This window comes from Synechococcus sp. 60AY4M2 (assembly GCF_002760375.1).
Taxonomy (GTDB): Bacteria; Cyanobacteriota; Cyanobacteriia; order Thermostichales; family Thermostichaceae; genus Thermostichus.
Window position 1 is genome coordinate 2404816 of record NZ_AUMZ01000001.1, and the last position, 15813, is coordinate 2420628.

At 60.1% G+C, this 15813-nt stretch carries 16 protein-coding genes and 1 CRISPR repeat array; of the genes, 5 read left to right on the forward strand and 11 right to left on the reverse strand.

Annotation, left to right across the window (positions count from 1 at the left end):
• The coding region (locus SYN60AY4M2_RS10530) for a MerR family DNA-binding transcriptional regulator (RefSeq protein ID WP_143597322.1) at window positions 1-305 on the reverse strand (305 nt) is incomplete at its 3' end.
• Window positions 306-374: 69 nt separating this feature from the next.
• On the opposite strand from SYN60AY4M2_RS10530, the gene SYN60AY4M2_RS10535 reads away from it, so the two are divergent.
• On the forward strand, window positions 375-572 hold the full coding sequence (locus SYN60AY4M2_RS10535) for a hypothetical protein (protein WP_206336919.1): 198 nt from the start codon (window positions 375-377) through the stop codon (window positions 570-572).
• Between the two features lie 131 nt (window positions 573-703).
• Here the strand turns inward: SYN60AY4M2_RS10535 and SYN60AY4M2_RS10540 are convergent, their stop codons facing one another.
• Window positions 704-1681: an alpha-ketoacid dehydrogenase subunit beta gene (locus SYN60AY4M2_RS10540; protein WP_099812873.1), complete on the reverse strand. Its 978-nt coding sequence runs from the start codon at window positions 1679-1681 to the stop codon at window positions 704-706.
• A gap of 342 nt (window positions 1682-2023) precedes the next feature.
• A CRISPR array of direct repeats spans window positions 2024-3261; the repeat unit is 36 nt; unit sequence GTTCCCCCTTCGGGGGGATCCCTAGAAATTGGAAAC.
• A 10-nt stretch (window positions 3262-3271) separates the two neighbouring features.
• Between SYN60AY4M2_RS10540 and pdxA the strand changes: the two genes are divergently transcribed.
• Window positions 3272-4321 (forward strand): 4-hydroxythreonine-4-phosphate dehydrogenase PdxA, encoded by a 1050-nt coding sequence (pdxA, locus tag SYN60AY4M2_RS10545; protein ID WP_011431126.1) that lies wholly within the window; start codon window positions 3272-3274, stop codon window positions 4319-4321.
• Here the strand turns inward: pdxA and rpiA are convergent.
• The 8 genes from rpiA to SYN60AY4M2_RS10585 form a co-directional block, all read right to left on the reverse strand.
• Window positions 4278-4970: a ribose-5-phosphate isomerase RpiA gene (rpiA, locus tag SYN60AY4M2_RS10550; RefSeq protein WP_011431125.1), complete on the reverse strand. Its 693-nt coding sequence runs from the start codon at window positions 4968-4970 to the stop codon at window positions 4278-4280. The two genes, pdxA and rpiA, sit on opposite strands and share 44 nt — an antisense overlap.
• Before the next feature lie 30 nt (window positions 4971-5000).
• A complete protein-coding gene (gene rimO / locus SYN60AY4M2_RS10555; protein ID WP_099812874.1) occupies window positions 5001-6383 on the reverse strand; it encodes a 30S ribosomal protein S12 methylthiotransferase RimO in 1383 nt (460 codons plus the stop codon).
• A gap of 135 nt (window positions 6384-6518) precedes the next feature.
• On the reverse strand, window positions 6519-7310 hold the full coding sequence (gene cbiQ, locus SYN60AY4M2_RS10560) for a cobalt ECF transporter T component CbiQ (RefSeq protein WP_099812875.1): 792 nt from the start codon (window positions 7308-7310) through the stop codon (window positions 6519-6521).
• 49 nt (window positions 7311-7359) lie between these two features.
• Window positions 7360-8004, reverse strand: coding sequence for a cobalt transporter CbiM (gene cbiM / locus SYN60AY4M2_RS10565; protein ID WP_099812876.1), 645 nt, complete (start codon window positions 8002-8004; stop codon window positions 7360-7362).
• A gap of 2 nt (window positions 8005-8006) precedes the next feature.
• The gene (locus SYN60AY4M2_RS10570) at window positions 8007-8546 is read right to left on the reverse strand and encodes a hypothetical protein (protein WP_011431121.1); all 540 of its coding nucleotides are present in this window, start codon (window positions 8544-8546) and stop codon (window positions 8007-8009) included.
• 57 nt (window positions 8547-8603) lie between these two features.
• Window positions 8604-9524, reverse strand: coding sequence for a DUF4382 domain-containing protein (locus SYN60AY4M2_RS10575; protein ID WP_240527825.1), 921 nt, complete (start codon window positions 9522-9524; stop codon window positions 8604-8606).
• Between the two features lie 128 nt (window positions 9525-9652).
• Window positions 9653-10459 carry an SH3 domain-containing protein gene (locus SYN60AY4M2_RS10580; RefSeq protein WP_011431119.1) on the reverse strand — a complete coding sequence of 269 codons (807 nt, stop codon included), beginning with the start codon at window positions 10457-10459 and terminating at the stop codon, window positions 9653-9655.
• Between the two features lie 167 nt (window positions 10460-10626).
• Window positions 10627-10995 carry a hypothetical protein gene (locus tag SYN60AY4M2_RS10585; protein ID WP_099812877.1) on the reverse strand — a complete coding sequence of 123 codons (369 nt, stop codon included), beginning with the start codon at window positions 10993-10995 and terminating at the stop codon, window positions 10627-10629.
• Between the two features lie 387 nt (window positions 10996-11382).
• Here SYN60AY4M2_RS10585 and SYN60AY4M2_RS10590 point away from each other — a divergent pair, with 387 nt between their 5' ends.
• Window positions 11383-12102, forward strand: coding sequence for a response regulator transcription factor (locus tag SYN60AY4M2_RS10590; RefSeq protein WP_011431117.1), 720 nt, complete (start codon window positions 11383-11385; stop codon window positions 12100-12102).
• 42 nt (window positions 12103-12144) lie between these two features.
• On the opposite strand, the gene SYN60AY4M2_RS10595 is transcribed toward SYN60AY4M2_RS10590, so the two are convergent.
• On the reverse strand, window positions 12145-13023 hold the full coding sequence (locus SYN60AY4M2_RS10595) for an ABC transporter ATP-binding protein (RefSeq protein WP_099812878.1): 879 nt from the start codon (window positions 13021-13023) through the stop codon (window positions 12145-12147).
• 517 nt (window positions 13024-13540) lie between these two features.
• Between SYN60AY4M2_RS10595 and SYN60AY4M2_RS10600 the strand changes: the two genes are divergently transcribed.
• Window positions 13541-15169, forward strand: a complete 1629-nt coding sequence (locus tag SYN60AY4M2_RS10600) for a TM0106 family RecB-like putative nuclease (RefSeq protein WP_240527826.1) — start codon at window positions 13541-13543, stop codon at window positions 15167-15169.
• Window positions 15170-15216: 47 nt separating this feature from the next.
• Entirely contained in the window at window positions 15217-15684 is a 468-nt protein-coding gene (locus SYN60AY4M2_RS10605; RefSeq protein WP_143597172.1) for a response regulator transcription factor, read from the forward strand.
• Window positions 15685-15813 lie beyond the last annotated feature (129 nt).

The following is a 15813-nucleotide window of genomic DNA, read 5'->3' on the forward strand; positions in this document are numbered from 1 at the left end:
GGTCTTTTGAAGTCGAGACCGCCGCCAACCTCTCCGACCACTTCGGCTCCAGGATAGAGGTTAACCAGTCTTGCAATCTGTCTCTCCAAGTCTGACTTTTGCCCTCGACTGCTGACTCGGGCGTACAAAACGACTCGTTTGGCTTTCTTTGGCGTTCTGATGTAGCTGTCGAGGTCATACCTTCTTGCCCTACCAGATGGAGTACGTATTGCTTTGATCCAGCCTTTCTGTTCCCATCGCCTCAAGGTGTGGAGACACACCCCAAAATAATCCGCCGCTTCTCTCGGTTTTACATATCTAGCCATACCAAGCAGCCATACTGAACATACTGGGCATTATTTTCAGTATAGTCCAGCATATCATTGACTAGAGTCATGCTCCATCGATTTTGTGGTGCGCTACTGGACTCGGCCTCGCAAGGCGGAGGTGCGCCGCGTCCGCACTCAGGTGATATCGCCCTCAAGCAGGCCTGTGACCGGGCCGGATTGGTCATTCCCTACCCGATTCGCACGGTGTACCTGTTCGACCAGCAGGATTTTCAGGATCACCTCCCCACTTCCAGAGCCGCCTAGGGATAGCGGGCCGGCAGCATTTGGAACCGGCTCTCCCCCAGCAACACCGCCTTGGGGTTGGGATAGGTATCTTGCAAAAGGGCGCAGGCACTCCCCGCCCTCCGGCTACTGCCTGCCAGCAGGCAAGAGTCTCATCCGTAGAGGAGCCGCTCCACCGCTGCCACAATATCTGCCGGCTGCACAATGGTGGCCGCTTCTAGCGTGCCGTTGTAGGGGGTGGGAATGTCTTGGGAGGCCAGGCGCACTATGGGCGCGTCCAGCTCGTCGAAGAGTTCTTCCATGATGCGGGCCGTCAGCTCTGCCCCAATGCCGCCCGTTTTCATGTCTTCTTCCACGATGACCACCCGGTGGGTTTTGCGCACCGAAGCAGCAATCGTCTCCATATCGAGGGGCTTGAGGGAGATCAAGTCGATCACTTCCGGATCGATCTCCTGCTCCAGCAGGGTGTCCACGGCCTTAAGCACGTGGTGGCGCATGCGCGAGTAGGTGAGGATGGTAACGTCAGATCCCGTGCGGACAACTTCCGCCTTGTCCAGGGGCAAGAGGTACTCCTCCTCCGGCAGGTCTTCTTTGAGGTTGTAGAGGAGCACATGCTCGAAAAAGAGAACGGGGTTGTCGTCGCGGATGGCCGACTTGAGCAGACCCTTGGCGTTGTAAGGGGTAGAACAGGCGACGATCTTCAGACCCGGCACTGCCTGAAAGTAAGCCTCCAGCCGCTGCGAGTGCTCGGCTCCCAATTGGCGTCCCACCCCGCCTGGCCCGCGGATCACCAGCGGGATCTTGAAGTTGCCGCCGGACGTGTAGCGCAGCATGCCGGCATTGTTGGCAATTTGGTTAAAGGCCAGGAGCAAAAAGCCCATGTTCATCCCTTCCACCACAGGCCGCAAGCCGGTCATGGCTGCCCCGATGGCCAAGCCGGTGAAGCTGTTTTCGCAAATGGGGGTATCCAGGAGGCGCATCTCCCCGTATTTGCGATATAGGTCTTTGGTGACTTTGTAGGAGCCGCCGTAGTGGCCCACATCCTCTCCCAGAACAAACACATTGGGATCCCTGGCCATCTCTTCGTCGAGGGCGGCACGCAAGGCATTGTAAAGGAAGGTCTCGGCCATAGAGGGCAACCGCTGCTCAAAAATGTTGCTAAGTTTCCATTAAACCATTTTGCCGGCAGGGATCCGCTGGCAGACAACCCGCTGGGCAGGGCACCTCGCCCCTAGGGATCCCAACCCCGGTCATGTTGCCAAAAGCACACCAAAACGGTATCAGCAGCTCTGCGAGCGCCTCGCCAAAACCCGCAAAGGCCGATTCTTTCGTTGACCCGCTCGATGCCTTGCGCCACAAGGCTTTCAGGCCTCTCACCCCCCCTCTTCGGGGCCCTTTTTTGCCGTTTTCGACCGACCCCCTCGCAAATAGGCCTTGCATTCCTTGCCCCGCTTGGGTTTAATAAGGGTAGAGTTCCCCCTTCGGGGGGATCCCTAGAAATTGGAAACATGTAGAGCTTTCTGCTACCATATAGGTAGAGATGTTGTTCCCCCTTCGGGGGGATCCCTAGAAATTGGAAACCAGTTCCCACAATGCATGTTGCATTTGGGGTGCTTTTGTTCCCCCTTCGGGGGGATCCCTAGAAATTGGAAACCTGAATTATGGTGTCACCCTCCTTCTTCTCCAGTACGACGTTCCCCCTTCGGGGGGATCCCTAGAAATTGGAAACAGTTTTAGGTCTCTTAGGATACCTATCCATACCTCTTCTCTGCATGTTCCCCCTTCGGGGGGATCCCTAGAAATTGGAAACTGCTACCAAGCTTGGCGGCTTGGTACTGCAATGCTGCTGTTCCCCCTTCGGGGGGATCCCTAGAAATTGGAAACTCCCAATCTAGGCAGTTGAATCACAGTTTTCTGCCTCTAAAAATGTTCCCCCTTCGGGGGGATCCCTAGAAATTGGAAACATCAACCAATGCCCGCGGTAGCGGCATACAGTCATGAAGGTTCCCCCTTCGGGGGGATCCCTAGAAATTGGAAACTGCCGAAATTGGCCTTAACCTTCACCCACGCTTCCCGGATTGTTCCCCCTTCGGGGGGATCCCTAGAAATTGGAAACGGCAGGATAGTTGTTCACTGCTGGATTAGGAGGTTGGGAGTTCCCCCTTCGGGGGGATCCCTAGAAATTGGAAACTACCCAGCGCTCCATGAATTGGAGAACCAGTGCAAGTTCCCCCTTCGGGGGGATCCCTAGAAATTGGAAACTAGCACGCGTACACAAGCCTGTCTAAGTAATTAACCTCATCAGGTTCCCCCTTCGGGGGGATCCCTAGAAATTGGAAACTGCTTTGTGTTATACTGATAATGCGGACACCAGAAGTTCCCCCTTCGGGGGGATCCCTAGAAATTGGAAACTTCTTCAGAAGTAATCGTGTAGTCGTCGTTCAACAAAATGTTCCCCCTTCGGGGGGATCCCTAGAAATTGGAAACATAGGTTTCTGTTAAAAGAGTCCTAAAGAGCTGAGCAGTTCCCCCTTCGGGGGGATCCCTAGAAATTGGAAACTATTTACCTAAGTTGCGATAGACGAAAATTAATCCGTCGTTTCCCCTTCGGGGGGATCCCTAGAAATTGGAAACGTTCAGCGTAGTCGGCATAAAAGGTCCAGTTACTGAAGAGGTTCCCCCTTCGGGGGGATCCCTAGAAATTGGACTAGAAATAGAAAATGAGCTTGCTGCTGCCGAAGCTAGCCCTGACATTGGGAGATCCGGCGGGGATTGGGCCAGAGATTGTGCTCAAGGCGCTGGCGGATCCCCAGGTGCAGGCCTGCGCCCAGATAACGGTGGTGGGCGAGCGGCAGGTTTTGGAAGCTACCTACTGCCTTCTGCGCCAGCGAGGGGCAACCGACCTGGCCGACCCGGCAGGGATCCCGGTGCTGGAGGGCGGCAGCGGCTTCTACCTAGAGCCGTCGCGCGTGGGCCGGGGGGATGTTGCAAGCGGGGCGGCCAGCTTTGCCTACCTGAAAACAGCTATTGAAGAAGCGCTGCGGGGCCAGTTCCAGGGGATCGTGACCGCTCCCATTGCCAAATACCTCTGGCACCAGGCGGGCTACCCCTTCCCTGGCCAAACAGAAGTTCTGGCCCAGCTCAGCGGGAGCGAGCGCTACGGCATGCTGTTTGTGGCCCGTTCTCCCCACAGCGGCTGGCAGATCCGGGTTTTGCTGGCCACCACCCACATCCCCCTGAGCCAGGTGCCCCTCACCCTTACCCCGGAGCTGGTGCGCGCGAAGTTGGACTTGCTGGTTGGATCCCTGCGTAAGCTCTTTGGGATTGTCAATCCGGTGATTGCTGTGGCTGGCCTTAACCCCCATGCTGGCGAGCAGGGGCAGCTTGGGCAGGAAGAGAAAACGTGGCTGGCGGAGCTGCTAAGAACCTATCCCCACGCCAAAATCTGGGGGCCGCTTCCCCCCGATACCATGTGGCTAGCGCCCGCCCAGGCCTGGTATGGTCAAGGAGCTCCTGCTGTGGCCGATGCCTACCTGGCTCTCTACCACGACCAAGGCCTGATCCCCGTGAAGCTGCTGGCGTTTGACCGGGCCGTCAACCTAACCCTGGGGCTGCCCTTTATTCGCACCTCCCCCGACCACGGCACTGCCTTTGACCTAGCCGGGCAGGGGGTAGCCCGCGCCGAGAGCCTCAAGCAGGCCATCCTGCTAGCAGCCGAGCTGGCCCTCAGCTCTGCCGCAGCGTCTCGATCCCTTCAGGCCCAGCGATAATGGCCTCCGTGGCCATGCCGATAAACAGGCCGTGCTCCACCACCCCCACCGTTCCCTTGAGCTGCTCGGCCAGCTTGGCCGGATTGGCGATGGGGCCAAACTGGCAGTCGAGGATGTAGTGCTGCTCGTCGGTGAGGTAGGGATCCCCCTCGGCAGTGCGCCGCAGCACCGCCTGACAGCCCAGGGCCTCCACCCGCGCTAGGGTCGTCTTCCAGCCAAAGCGCACCACCTCCACCGGCACCGGGAAGCGGGTGCCCAGGTGGGCCACCTTTTTGGAGGCATCGGCGATGATGATGAGCTCAGCAGCGCTGGCCTCCACCAGTTTCTCCCGCAGCAGAGCTCCCCCTGCCCCCTTGATGAGGTTGAGGGATCCCACTTCGATTTCGTCGGCTCCATCGATGGCAAGATCTAGGCGCGGCTGCTCCTCCAGCGTGGCCAGCGGGATCCCTAGAGAGCGGGCCTGTTCTGCCGTGCGCTCGGAAGTGGGCACCCCAATGAACTGCAGCCCCTCCTTTTGCATTCGCTGGGCTAGGGCGCCCACAGCAAAGGCGGCTGTGGATCCCGTGCCCAGCCCCACCACCATGCCCGACTGCACCTTTTGGGCCGCCGCTTGGGCTGCCGCCTGTTTCAGCTCATCTGCACTGGCCATCTCGCCTTTCCGAAGTTCAACCGAATTATTCTACCGTCCGCTCCAGCTAAAGCCTGCTGGCGCCTCCACCACCTGGCCAAAGAGATCGTAGGGCTCGGCCCGCGTAATCTGCACCGGCACCAGGGATCCCAGGGATCCCGGCCCGCGCACATACACCACCCCGTCCACCTCAGGGGCAAAGCGGGGGGAACGGCCAATCCACTCGCCGGTGCGGGGGTTTTCCTGCTCCAAAAGCACAGGCACCACCTGCCCCACCTGCTCGCGGTTGCGGCGGAAGGCGATCCCTTGCTGCAGTTGCATTAGGCGGGCGCGGCGCTCTTCCTTGAGGGGCTCCGGCACCTGCTGGGGCAGATGGTAGGCGGGCGTGCCCTCTTCCGGGGAAAAGGTGAACACCCCCACATGGTCAAATTGGTGGCGCTGGACAAACTCCAAAAGATGCTGGAAGTGCTCCTCTGTCTCGCCAGGAAAGCCGACGATGAAGCTGGTGCGCAGGACAGCCTTGGGCAGGGCCTGGCGCAGCCGTTCGATGAGCCGGTCGTTAACCTGGCCCTGCCAGGGGCGGTTCATGGCCTTGAGGATCGCTGGGTGGCTGTGCTGCAGCGGCAGATCCAGATAGAGCAAGAAATTGGGCGTCTCCTGAATGGCCTCCACCACCGCCGGCGTAATGCCCGTGGGGTAGGCATAGAGCATGCGGATCCAGGGGATGGGGATCTGGCCCAGAGCGCGGATAAGCTCGGCCAGCCGCGGCTCCCCGTAGAGGTCGAGCCCGTAGTTGGTGGTGATCTGGGAAATGAGGATTAGCTCCTGCACCCCTTCTGCAGCCAGTTGTTCTGCTTCCCGCAGAATGGACTCGATGGGGCGGGAGCGTTGCTTTCCCCGCAGGTGGGGGATGATGCAGAAGGAGCAGCGGTAATCACACCCTTCCGCCACCCGCAGGTAGGCCACCGGGGCATGGGTGGTGCGATAGCGGGGGACGGTCTCGTCGGCAATGTAATCTAAGCTCGAGGTAACGGCGTTAACCCGCTCTCCCCGCTCTGCCCGCTGGATAACCTGGACAATCTGGTGGTAGTCGCCGGTGCCGACGATGGCCACCGCCTCGGGGATCTCCCGCAGCAGCTCCTCTTGGAAGTGCTGCGCCAGGCAACCAGCGATGATGATCTTCTTGCCCTGCACCGCCAGCTCCATCAGGGTGCTGACCGACTCCCGCCGCGCCGCTTCGATGAAGCTGCAGGTGTTGACGATGACGTAGTCGGCGCTGTCTTCGTCGCCCTCCACCCGGTAGCCTGCCTGGGCCAGCAGGCCCAGCATGTGCTCGGTGTCCACCCGGTTTTTCTCACAGCCCAGGTGCACAACGGCAACAGCCGGCGCTTCCTTGAGGGAAGAGGTAGACAAAGCGGTTTCTAACCAGTTCATAGCCCCAGGAGAGGACGCGCAAATGGCGACAAGAGCTGAGAAGATTAAAGCCTTCTTATTCTAGTTCTAGTTGGGTTTTGCTTTTAAAGGCGGGGAAGAGAAGCGTCTATCTTGTCTAACTCGCTGCCAACCCGCTCAATCGGGATAGCCCCCAAAGTTAACCAAAACCAAGCCAACAGCCACTGCCAGCGCCAGCCCGGTGGCCGCCCAACTGCAGGGATCCCCGCCAGCCGCTGGCGGCACCAAGGGCGCCCGCCCGTAGCCCCGCAGGCGCAGCGCCTGGTAAACTCGCTGCGAACGTTCGTAGCTGCGAACCAACAAAGTGCCCACGGCAGCAGCCAGAAAGGGCAGGTCTTGCCGCCAAGTTGGCCCAGGCTGCCACAGGGATCCCCGCGGTCGCCAGCCCCTCAGCCGCGCGGCCCGCTGCATCCGCTGCCACTGGCTGCCCACTTCCTGCAAATAGCGCTGGGTTAGCCAGGCCAGTTCCAGGAGGAGGTCGGGGATCCCCAGCGCCCGCAAAGCTGCCAACAGGGCCGGTAGGGGAGTGGTCTCCAACAGCAGCGTCGCCAGCGCTAAAAGCGCCAGGCTGCGCCCGCCAAGGCAGAGGGCCCTCTCCAGCCCCTCCCAGCGCAAAGCCAGGGATCCCCAGCGCCAGAGGAGGGTGTCCCCAACGGCAAAGGGCAGGAAGAGGACAAAGGCTATCAACAGAACGCCGGGAGCGGCCAGGCGTCTGAGCCCTCGGCGCAGAGGCAATCCGGAGAGCCCCCAGAGAAAAGCCACCACCGCCCAGACCAGGGGTAGCAAGGCCAGGCGCTGCACCTGGGCAAAGGCCGCCATCAGTGCCAGCAGGCCAACCAGCTTGGGCAGGGGCCGCCAGCGGTGCAGCCAAGAAGGGGGCGGCGGCAGGGGAGCTTGTGAAGAAAGCATCCTCTCCCTAACCGGCATGGCCCGACGACAGGGATGAACAGCCTCAGCCCTATCTTTGGGCATCTTCTCCCAGCAGCTCCGGCTGCACCCGCTGCAAAAACCCCACCACCCAACGGGTAAACAGCCCCTCCACCACCGCCAGCGGCAGGTGGGCAGCTACCAAACTGGTCAGAGCCAGGTGCTCTGCCGAGGTGGAAGGGATCCCCTCCCTGCGCAGCGCCGCCAGCACCACGCCGTAAAACAGCAGCGCCGCCAGCACCACCCCCACCGCTCCCGCCCAAAAAGCGGCCCAGCCCGTGCCCAACCAGCGCCGGCTTGCCCGGAAGATCCCTCCTGCCAGAAGCGCCGGGATCCCCATAATGGCGGCGTTGATCCCCAGGGTGGTCAACCCCCCATGCCCAAAAGCCACCGCCTGAAAAAACAGGCCCACCACAATTGCCGGGTAGGCCAAGGCCCCCAGCATCACGCCCATCAGCCCATTGAGCAGCAGGTGCAGGCTGGCCGGGGGAAAAGGCAGGTGAAGGGAGGAGGCGACAAAAAAGGCCGCCGTGAGCAGCGCTGCCTTGGGGAGCTGGCGGCGGGGATCCTTTTCCAACCTCTGGAGGAGGTGTAGGCTCCAACCCGTAAGCAGGGCAGTGATGCCATAACCCCCCAGCCAAAGCGGTGCTGGCAAAAGGCCCTCGCTGATGTGCATGGCTAGTCTTGGCTCAAAGCGGCAGCATCCACTGGGGAGTCGGGGAGTTCTGGGCCTTGGAAGGGGCGGGGCCGGGAAAAAAACAGGGCCGTGCCCAAACAGCCCCAGATAACACAGGCAGCCATAACCCCCCGCTGCAGGGGGCCAAAGCCAGGGGAGGAGGGGCTGGGGATCCCTTCTGCCTGCATACCCTCCTCGCCCACCGGCACGTTCACCACCCCGCCGTGGCCGGCCTGGCGAATGCGCACCTGCCACAGTCCCTTAAGCTCAGGATCCGGCTGCAGCCAAAACCGGCCCTCTCCGTCTGTCTCTCCCTCCTGCCAGGGGAGAGTGGGATTGGTGGGCGCAAACACCGTAACTCGGGCAAAACGCATCGGCTCGCCGGAATCGTAGCGGGCCTGGATCTCAAAGGTGGGAACAGCCCGCCAAGAGGCCTCCACCCCATGGCCCCAAGCCGGCGGAGATAGGAGCAGGCCCAAGGCCAACCAGCTCAGTTGCCAGGAAGGGGAAAAAGGGATGCGCTTTGGCCAGACTGAGTTCATCGGTCAGCAAAAGACAGAGGACACCCTTCGATCTCAAAAGCCACCCAGGCCTAAAACCTAAGGCAAGGATCCCGTCCCGCCGAGGCCGCCAGAGGAGGCGCGGCAGTGGCCCTCTCCCACGTGCCCCAAGCTCTGCAGGCTCTGCAAGACAGCCTGGGCCCTAGGGGATCCCTCCTGCAGGCTGCCCCAGTCCACCTCCAGCGGCTGGGATCCCGCCTTTAGCCCTTGCTCGAGGGAGACTGGGTCGACTGGGTCCAACTTCACAAGGGAGGCAAACCCCAGCGCCGCTGAGTTGAGGTCGTCCTTGGGAGGCAGGCTGCCATTCCCAAACAGGTGGTCGAAGTGGAAAGTCGCCTCCAGATCCGCCACCTGGCCTGCCCGGACAAAGCCCTTGCGCGTCTCCCCCACGTACTCGCCGCAGACAAAAGCCAGCTCGGGGCTGAACTTGAGCACAAAGGGGATCGCCTCTCCCTCCCCTTCTGCCGGTCGAGCTCTGCCCTCGATCCAGAGGGAGTAGCCCTTTGCTGGCCCCTCCGCTGCCGGCACTAGGCGCCAGGCCAGGGCGTTGTAGTGCCCAGGGGGGGCTTCCAGGGATCCCAGCAGGGCTCGCTCCGGCACCAAATCCACCGTAAGAGGCCCTGTCAGGCTGACCAAGGCCTTGGCCTGGAGCTCGCCTTGCCCTTGCGGATCAAAAGGGGGATCCGTCTGGTAGGCCGTAATGTCCGCCAGCGTCACGTACACATGCTCAAACTGCAACGCCCAGCCCTCTTTGGAGACCAGCCCCTCCCGCAGGAACGCTTCGCCGTTGGCCCACAGCTCCAGCGTGCCCGTAGCCGAGGCAGAGATCGCCTGCCCATCCCTGGCTGGCCCCGGCTCGACAGGCGGGCGACAAGCCGTCATGCCGGCTCCCAGACCCAGGGCCACCAGAACCATCCCTTTGGCCAGGGGTCGCAGCAATGACCACTGAAACCAAGACATCAGGTGCTGCCACCAGTGTAAGAACTCCCTCCCGCTAGCGCGCCTGCCCCTCCCGACAGCGGCTGGCGGTACTGTCCCAGCCAACCACAAGCTCTCGCCAACCTACAATCCCCCACCGGGGCATCTTGCTACTCTTGCGCCAGGTTGCCGGCCCGCACCCAACCTTCCTGCCCGTTCTGGCGCCGGATGCGCTGCCAGCGGCCATCGGCGCTGTACTCCAACACCGTCACCACCTCATTCATGGGCAGGCCACCAATGTAAGCCCCTTCCCGGTCGGGAGTGGCCCGTAGCGCCAGGCCAATCGGCTCGATCACCCGCCCCTGCGCACCTGGGGCAATGCTTGTTGCTGCGGGGGGCCGAGTCGGCAAAGGAGTGGACTCTGGTGTGGATTCGACCGCAGGCGTTGCAGCAGTTGTGGCTGAAGCAACCGCTGCCCCACCCTCCACGGGGCCCAAATTGCCGGCCCGCACCCAGCCTTCCTGGCCGTTTAGCTCCCGCCGCACCCGCTGCCAGCGGCCATCAGCGCTGTACTCCAGCACCGTCACCGTTTCCCCCGCCACAATTCCCCCTTGGTAGGCTCCGTCAGCAGAAGGCTGGCTGCGAATGGCTAGACCTATGGGCTCGATTACCCGCCCGCGGCTGCCGGGGGGAAAGGCCTCAGGGTCGATGGTGCCCGCCGCCGGCAAGGACTCCGTCCCACTGACGCGAACAGAGGGGGAGGAAGGCAAACTTGTCGGGCTGGGTAAGGGATCCACACGCACCGCGCGAGGAAACTGAGGCGCCGCAGGAGGAGCCAGCAGGGGGGCAATGAACCGCCACGCCTGCCAACCCAGAGCAGCCAAGACCCCAACCGAGAGGCTCAGTGCCATTAAGGTGCCGAAGGGAAAACCGCTGGCAGCAGGAGAAGAACGGCCTCGCATTGGGTAGTTAGCCATCCAAAACTTAGCTCCCAAAAGCCGGAGACGAAAGCAAAGGGCTTTGCCAACGCTTGCAAGTACCAGAGCATCTCTGGTACTTCTAGTTTCGCCTCTGTGTACTGCCTTGGGAAGCCACCTACCCAGGGGCAACGCTGTCTGGAGCAAATCAGTAGCAAGTTTAGTTTCTACTTAGTGAACATATTCTCCCAGTCGGTGGTGAGAACCTCGTGGCCAAATGTCCACCCGGCCAGGAGCAAGGGCAAGGCCAAGCCCAGGAAGCCGAAGAAACTGATGACCTGGGCAATTTGTCGCTGGGCCCTTTTCTTTTTCGGGTCGGGGATGTAATTAGCAGCTACTGTGAGCTTTGAGCAAAAGGCCACCACCACCGCCCCCACCGGTCCCAAAACCAGCGAAGGCCACAGCCAATCCGCTACCTGCGCATACTCGTAGGCCCGGGTAAACGGCATGATGACAAAACAGGCCAGCTCCAGGATCCCCCAGGTGAAGAGGGCCAACTGGATATCTTTGCGAAAGACTTCGTTGGGATTGTACATAGGCTTCTGGGATAAACCGGCGTGCAACTTTAAGGTTTGGCCTGCAAGTACAGAAGTGGCGAGGTTTTTGAATGGGCTTCTCTCTGCGGGCAAGAAGCTGCTGCGCGAATCCCTTTTACCTTACCCTTTCCCTTTCCTCCGGACAACCCAGTAGAATGAATAATGCCTGAGATTCTTGGGTTAGCCTCCCTTGATTTACCCAGAGAAAGAGGGTTCCAGAAAGGCCAAGCTCCTGGTGCAATCCAATGGGTAATGTAAAAACCTGAAGCTATCTGTTGTAGTCTGGATGGGCTGCCCTCTCCTGCCCAGGCGCAAAATGCGTTTGCCCTGCGGGCAGGGCTTTTCTACAACTCTGCCTCGTGCTGACTGTGAGAGCGTCAAGCTGCCATGTTACGCATCCTCATCATCGATGACGATCCCAGCATTTGCGCGCTGCTCAAGCGGTATTTGCAGCGGCAGGGGTACTCAGTCGAGGTAGCGACGACGGGGGCCGAGGGCCTCCAGCAGTTGCGCGCTTTTCAGCCAGGCTTGGTGATTTTGGATCTGAATTTGCCGGATGTGAGCGGCTACGACCTTTGCCAGCAGATGCAAAAAGAGACCGGCGTGTATGTGTTGATGTTAACCAGCCGAGTGAATCCTGCCGACAAGCTGCAAGGATTTCAGCTAGGCGCAGATGACTACCTGACCAAACCCTTCAGCCTGCCGGAGTTACAGGCGCGGGTACAGGCTATCCTGCGCCGAGGGCGGACGAGAACGGAAACAGGCAGCGCGCCGGTTTTGACTTTTCCCTCCTTGGTGATCGACCCGACCACCCGAGAAGTTATCCGTGACCGTCGCCCGATTAACCTGACCGCTCTAGAGTTTGATTTGCTCTACGCCATGGCTCGACACCCAGGACGGGTGTGGCGACGGTCTGAGCTGATTCAAGAGGTGTGGGATTTTAACCACGAGGGAGATGAACGGGTGGTCGATGTCCACATCGGCCAAATTCGCAAGAAGCTGGAAACCGATACCAGCCAACCGGAGCTGATCCGCACCGTGCGCGGAGTTGGCTACAAGTTCGAGCCCCCCACTCCAAAGGAGGGATGGGGAGAGGAAAAACCGTAACCTCCCTCTTTCCGAAGGAGAGAGGTTGAGGCTGAGGGCGCGCTAATCCAGGCGACGGCCCGTCAAGCGTACAAAAATATCTTCTAAGTTGGCAGGGCGCACCATCAGGCCGGTTTTGTCGGGTTCCGCTTCCAACTGCCGCTGGGCCTCCGCCAAGCTGGGGAAAAAGGTGTAGCTCACCTCCTGGCCAGGGCGGGAGCGCACCAGCAGGGCTTCTCCGTACTTGGCCCGCAACTGGTCGGTGCTGCCCAGCTCGATTAGCTTCCCGCCGTCCATGATGCCGATGCGGTCACACAGCTCCTCGGCCTCTTCCATGTAGTGGGTGGTAATCAGCAAGGTCATCCCCTGCCGGTTCAGATCCCGCAGGATCTCCCACAGCAGCCGCCGCGCCTGGGGATCCAACCCAACGGTTGGCTCGTCCAAAAACAAAATTTGAGGCCGGTGCAACAGCGCCCTGGCCACCTGGAGGCGCCGCTTCATGCCGCCGGAGAGGGTCTTCACTTTGTCGTGCCGCCGGTCGGCCAGCTTCACGTACTCCAGCCACTCGTCGATGCGCTGCTGCCGCTCCGGGTTGGGGATGTGGTGCATGCGCCCATGGAACTCCAGGTTTTCCCAAACCGTCAGCTCTGCTTCCAGGGTGATGGGCTGCAACACCACGCCGATCTGCCGCCGCACCGCCAAGGGATCCCGCACCACATCATACCCCCCTACGCGGATGGATCCCTGGCTGGGGCGGGTCAGGCTGGTGAGCATGCGGATGGTGGTGGATTTGCCGGCGCCGTTGGGCCCTAGCAGGGCAAACACCTCCCCCTGCGGGATCCGCAGGCTCAAGTCCTGAACCGCCACCTGCTGCCCAAAACGCTTCCACACCCCCTGCATTTCCACTGCCGCCGGCTGGGTCTGGGACAGGGCCGGGGCCATCGAAAGAGCGCTTACAGTCGGCTCCATCTGCGGGTGTAAAGAAATCTTTCTCCTTTAGCATACGCCAGGGCAGCCCCCCAAAACAGGTTTCTGGCGGGGAGCCCTTGGGCGGTCTCCTTTTGCTTTTTCAACTTCTCTAGGGCTGTGATCTCGCTCATCATCGTTTTCCCGTCAGCATTGAAAATGGTGAACGAGACCCAGTATTGACAAAACCACACCTAGCCCAGCAAATTGCGCAGAACAGCTCAGGCATTGGCCTAGCTGCTGAGCAACAATGAAGAGGCAAGGTGGGGTCAAGCCCCAGCTTTTCCCCAGCCAACAAAACGCAGCAATAGCCAGATGCAAAACAGAGACCGATTTGACCAAATTGATTTCCGCCTCGATCGCCTGGTAGGGGCGGTACTGACTTTGGCTGAAGCCGTCAATATCCCTCACCTTTTGTCAGCTCAAGATCCCAGGTCGTAAGGGATCCCCAAAAGGCGTGCCAAAATGGCAGCAGAGCTGAGGTTGTCCGCCGTTGGAGTTCCAGCAGGGTTCTGTTGACGCAGAAGAGTTGCTGGCCTTTTTTCGCTGTCGGCGCCTGCCCTACCTAGATCGCTTTGGGCCTCAAGAAGCCAAGCTGCCGCCGGAAAGCCTGCTGGAGCAATGGCGTCGGGATCGTCAAGCCCTGCAAGCTGCTGTGCTGGAGCGATTTCCGGGAGAAGAGGTGGCGCCGGGCAATGAAGCTCTCTTAGCAGCTATGGCAGCAGGGGCGGAGCGGATCTACGGCGGCCAAGTCGTCGCAAAGCTGTTTTGGGAAGTGGATCCGGAGGGAGCGGCAGAGGCGGAGCCTACCGACTCTGAAGTTGCCCTCGCCCCCTCCCTTGAGACAGAGGTGGAGCTCACCGAAGACAACTCCACCGACAAGACATCCTCCAGCCTTGCGCTGCCGCCTGAGGCTATTCCAGAGTTTCGTTCCGTTTGGGTAAGCAGCTCACTGGATCTCTTGATTCGGGATCCCTCCAGTATCGGCAAGGGCCAGCTCTCCTACCTACCGGTTCACATTCGCATTGGCAAGCGCCCCAAGCCGGAGTACGAGTTGTTGTTGGCGTTGCAGGCCGAGTTGCTTGGATCCCTGCAGGGTCAGGTACCCAAATGCGGCTTCTTGATCTTAAAAGACGGGAAGTGGCACCTTGTTCACCTCAGCCGACGCCGCACCCAGGTGCGTCGCTTGCTGCAAGATTATCTGCACTCCCTTGAGCAGGCGGAGCCGCCGCAGGTGTTTATGGCCCGCAGCCGCTGTCATCTTTGTCACTGGCGGGAGCACTGTCGGCAGTTGAATGCCGTCGCCCAGCCCCTCAGCCTGCTGCCGGGCGTAACCGGATCCCGCTATCCCCTTTTGCAGGAGGCAGGGATCCATTCGATTGAGGCTTTAGCTAACGCTCGCCTGGAGATGCTCCAGGCTATCCCCAAGCTGGGAGCCGGCGTGGCCCTGCAACTGCAGCTTCAAGCCCGTGCCACCCTCAGCCGCAAGCCCCTCTGGCTGCAATCCCCGCCTCAGGCTCTGCCGACAGCGCCCGTGGAGCTGTACTTCGATATCGAGGCGGATCCCCGCCACAACGTCGCTTACCTACTGGGCTTGCTCGTGGTAGAACAAGCAGAGGAGAACAAGGTTGTCAACTACTACAGTTGCCTAGCTGCTGAGCCGCGAGAGGAAGGGCAAGCCTGGCAACAATTCCTACAGCTAGTTCAACGCTACCCTGAGGCCCCCATCTATCATTTTCACAGCTTTGAAGTACAGACTTGTCGGCGACTGGGGGAGCAGCACCAAACGGATCCCCGAGAGGTGCGGCAACTGCTGAAGCGCTTTGTAGATTTGCACAGCTGGGTTCAGCGCTCGGTAGTGCTACCCATCGAGAGCTACTCCCTGAAAAACATCGCTCGCTGGCTGGGGTTTAAGTGGCGACTACCCGAGGGCAGTGGAGCCCACTCCATCTACTGGTACAGCCAGTGGCTGGAAACACGAGATCGCCGCTATTTGGAGCAGTCGCTCATCTACAACGAGGACGACTGCCGGGCTACCTATTGCCTTAAAAACTGGCTAAGCCAAGGTTCGGTTCTTGCCCCCGTCGACGGCCCAAGCCCAGATACTTGGGCCGGACATTGATCGAACCAGCACCATCTCGGTGGAATCGAAATCTGCCTCTCCTCATTTTGCTAACGAAAGATGCTGATCTCAAGCGCATGCTCTTGCAAAAGCCTATTGACCCAGATGCTATCTTTAAGATTCTCAACGAGCAACTAGATTATGCCAAAAATGAAGCCTCAAACCTCGAGAGAAAAAGGATTTTAGTTGTGGATGACAACAAGTCATTCGTCCTTGCGCTGAGAGAACCACTGGATCCCTGGAGACTTGACCTGTACTCCCTCTCGATCCCAAAAGACTTTTGGGAGCAGCTTAATCAAATAATGTCGGAATTAAACGACCGAGATTGGAGCAAGATCCCGATACTCTTCCTAATCGCCCACCCAGACCCTCACACACTCGAACAAGTCTTTCAAGCGGGAGAGGATGACTTCGTTGGTAAACCCATCGTCGGTCCAGAGCTGATCACGCACATCTTCAACCATCTGGAACGCACAGAACTCTTACGGCGAGCTCAAGGGAGAAACTTCCCGTAAGTTTTACCCCCAGATGAAAATTAACCCCCCTTGTATTGGGGGGTTGGTGTGGAGAGATGAGCCTGGCACCGAGCTAGGTTACCGGAGGGTCACCCCTCAAGTAGGTTCGCCGCTGATGCGTTTCACGTC

Bases quoted from the DNA above. Each gene is read 5' to 3' on its own strand.
- cbiM (WP_099812876.1), bottom strand. From the start codon at position 8,004: ATGCACATCAGCGAGGGCCTTTTGCCAGCACCGCTTTGGCTGGGGGGT.
- cbiQ (WP_099812875.1), bottom strand. From the start codon at position 7,310: ATGCTTTCTTCACAAGCTCCCCTGCCGCCGCCCCCTTCTTGGCTGCAC.
- SYN60AY4M2_RS10595 (WP_099812878.1), bottom strand. From the start codon at position 13,023: ATGGCCCCGGCCCTGTCCCAGACCCAGCCGGCGGCAGTGGAAATGCAG.
- SYN60AY4M2_RS10590 (WP_011431117.1), top strand. From the start codon at position 11,383: ATGTTACGCATCCTCATCATCGATGACGATCCCAGCATTTGCGCGCTG.
- SYN60AY4M2_RS10575 (WP_240527825.1), bottom strand. From the start codon at position 9,524: ATGTCTTGGTTTCAGTGGTCATTGCTGCGACCCCTGGCCAAAGGGATG.
- SYN60AY4M2_RS10540 (WP_099812873.1), bottom strand. From the start codon at position 1,681: ATGGCCGAGACCTTCCTTTACAATGCCTTGCGTGCCGCCCTCGACGAA.
- SYN60AY4M2_RS10570 (WP_011431121.1), bottom strand. From the start codon at position 8,546: ATGAACTCAGTCTGGCCAAAGCGCATCCCTTTTTCCCCTTCCTGGCAA.
- rimO (WP_099812874.1), bottom strand. From the start codon at position 6,383: ATGAACTGGTTAGAAACCGCTTTGTCTACCTCTTCCCTCAAGGAAGCG.
- pdxA (WP_011431126.1), top strand. From the start codon at position 3,272: ATGAGCTTGCTGCTGCCGAAGCTAGCCCTGACATTGGGAGATCCGGCG.
- rpiA (WP_011431125.1), bottom strand. From the start codon at position 4,970: ATGGCCAGTGCAGATGAGCTGAAACAGGCGGCAGCCCAAGCGGCGGCC.
- SYN60AY4M2_RS10585 (WP_099812877.1), bottom strand. From the start codon at position 10,995: ATGTACAATCCCAACGAAGTCTTTCGCAAAGATATCCAGTTGGCCCTC.
- SYN60AY4M2_RS10535 (WP_206336919.1), top strand. From the start codon at position 375: ATGCTCCATCGATTTTGTGGTGCGCTACTGGACTCGGCCTCGCAAGGC.
- SYN60AY4M2_RS10580 (WP_011431119.1), bottom strand. From the start codon at position 10,459: ATGGCTAACTACCCAATGCGAGGCCGTTCTTCTCCTGCTGCCAGCGGT.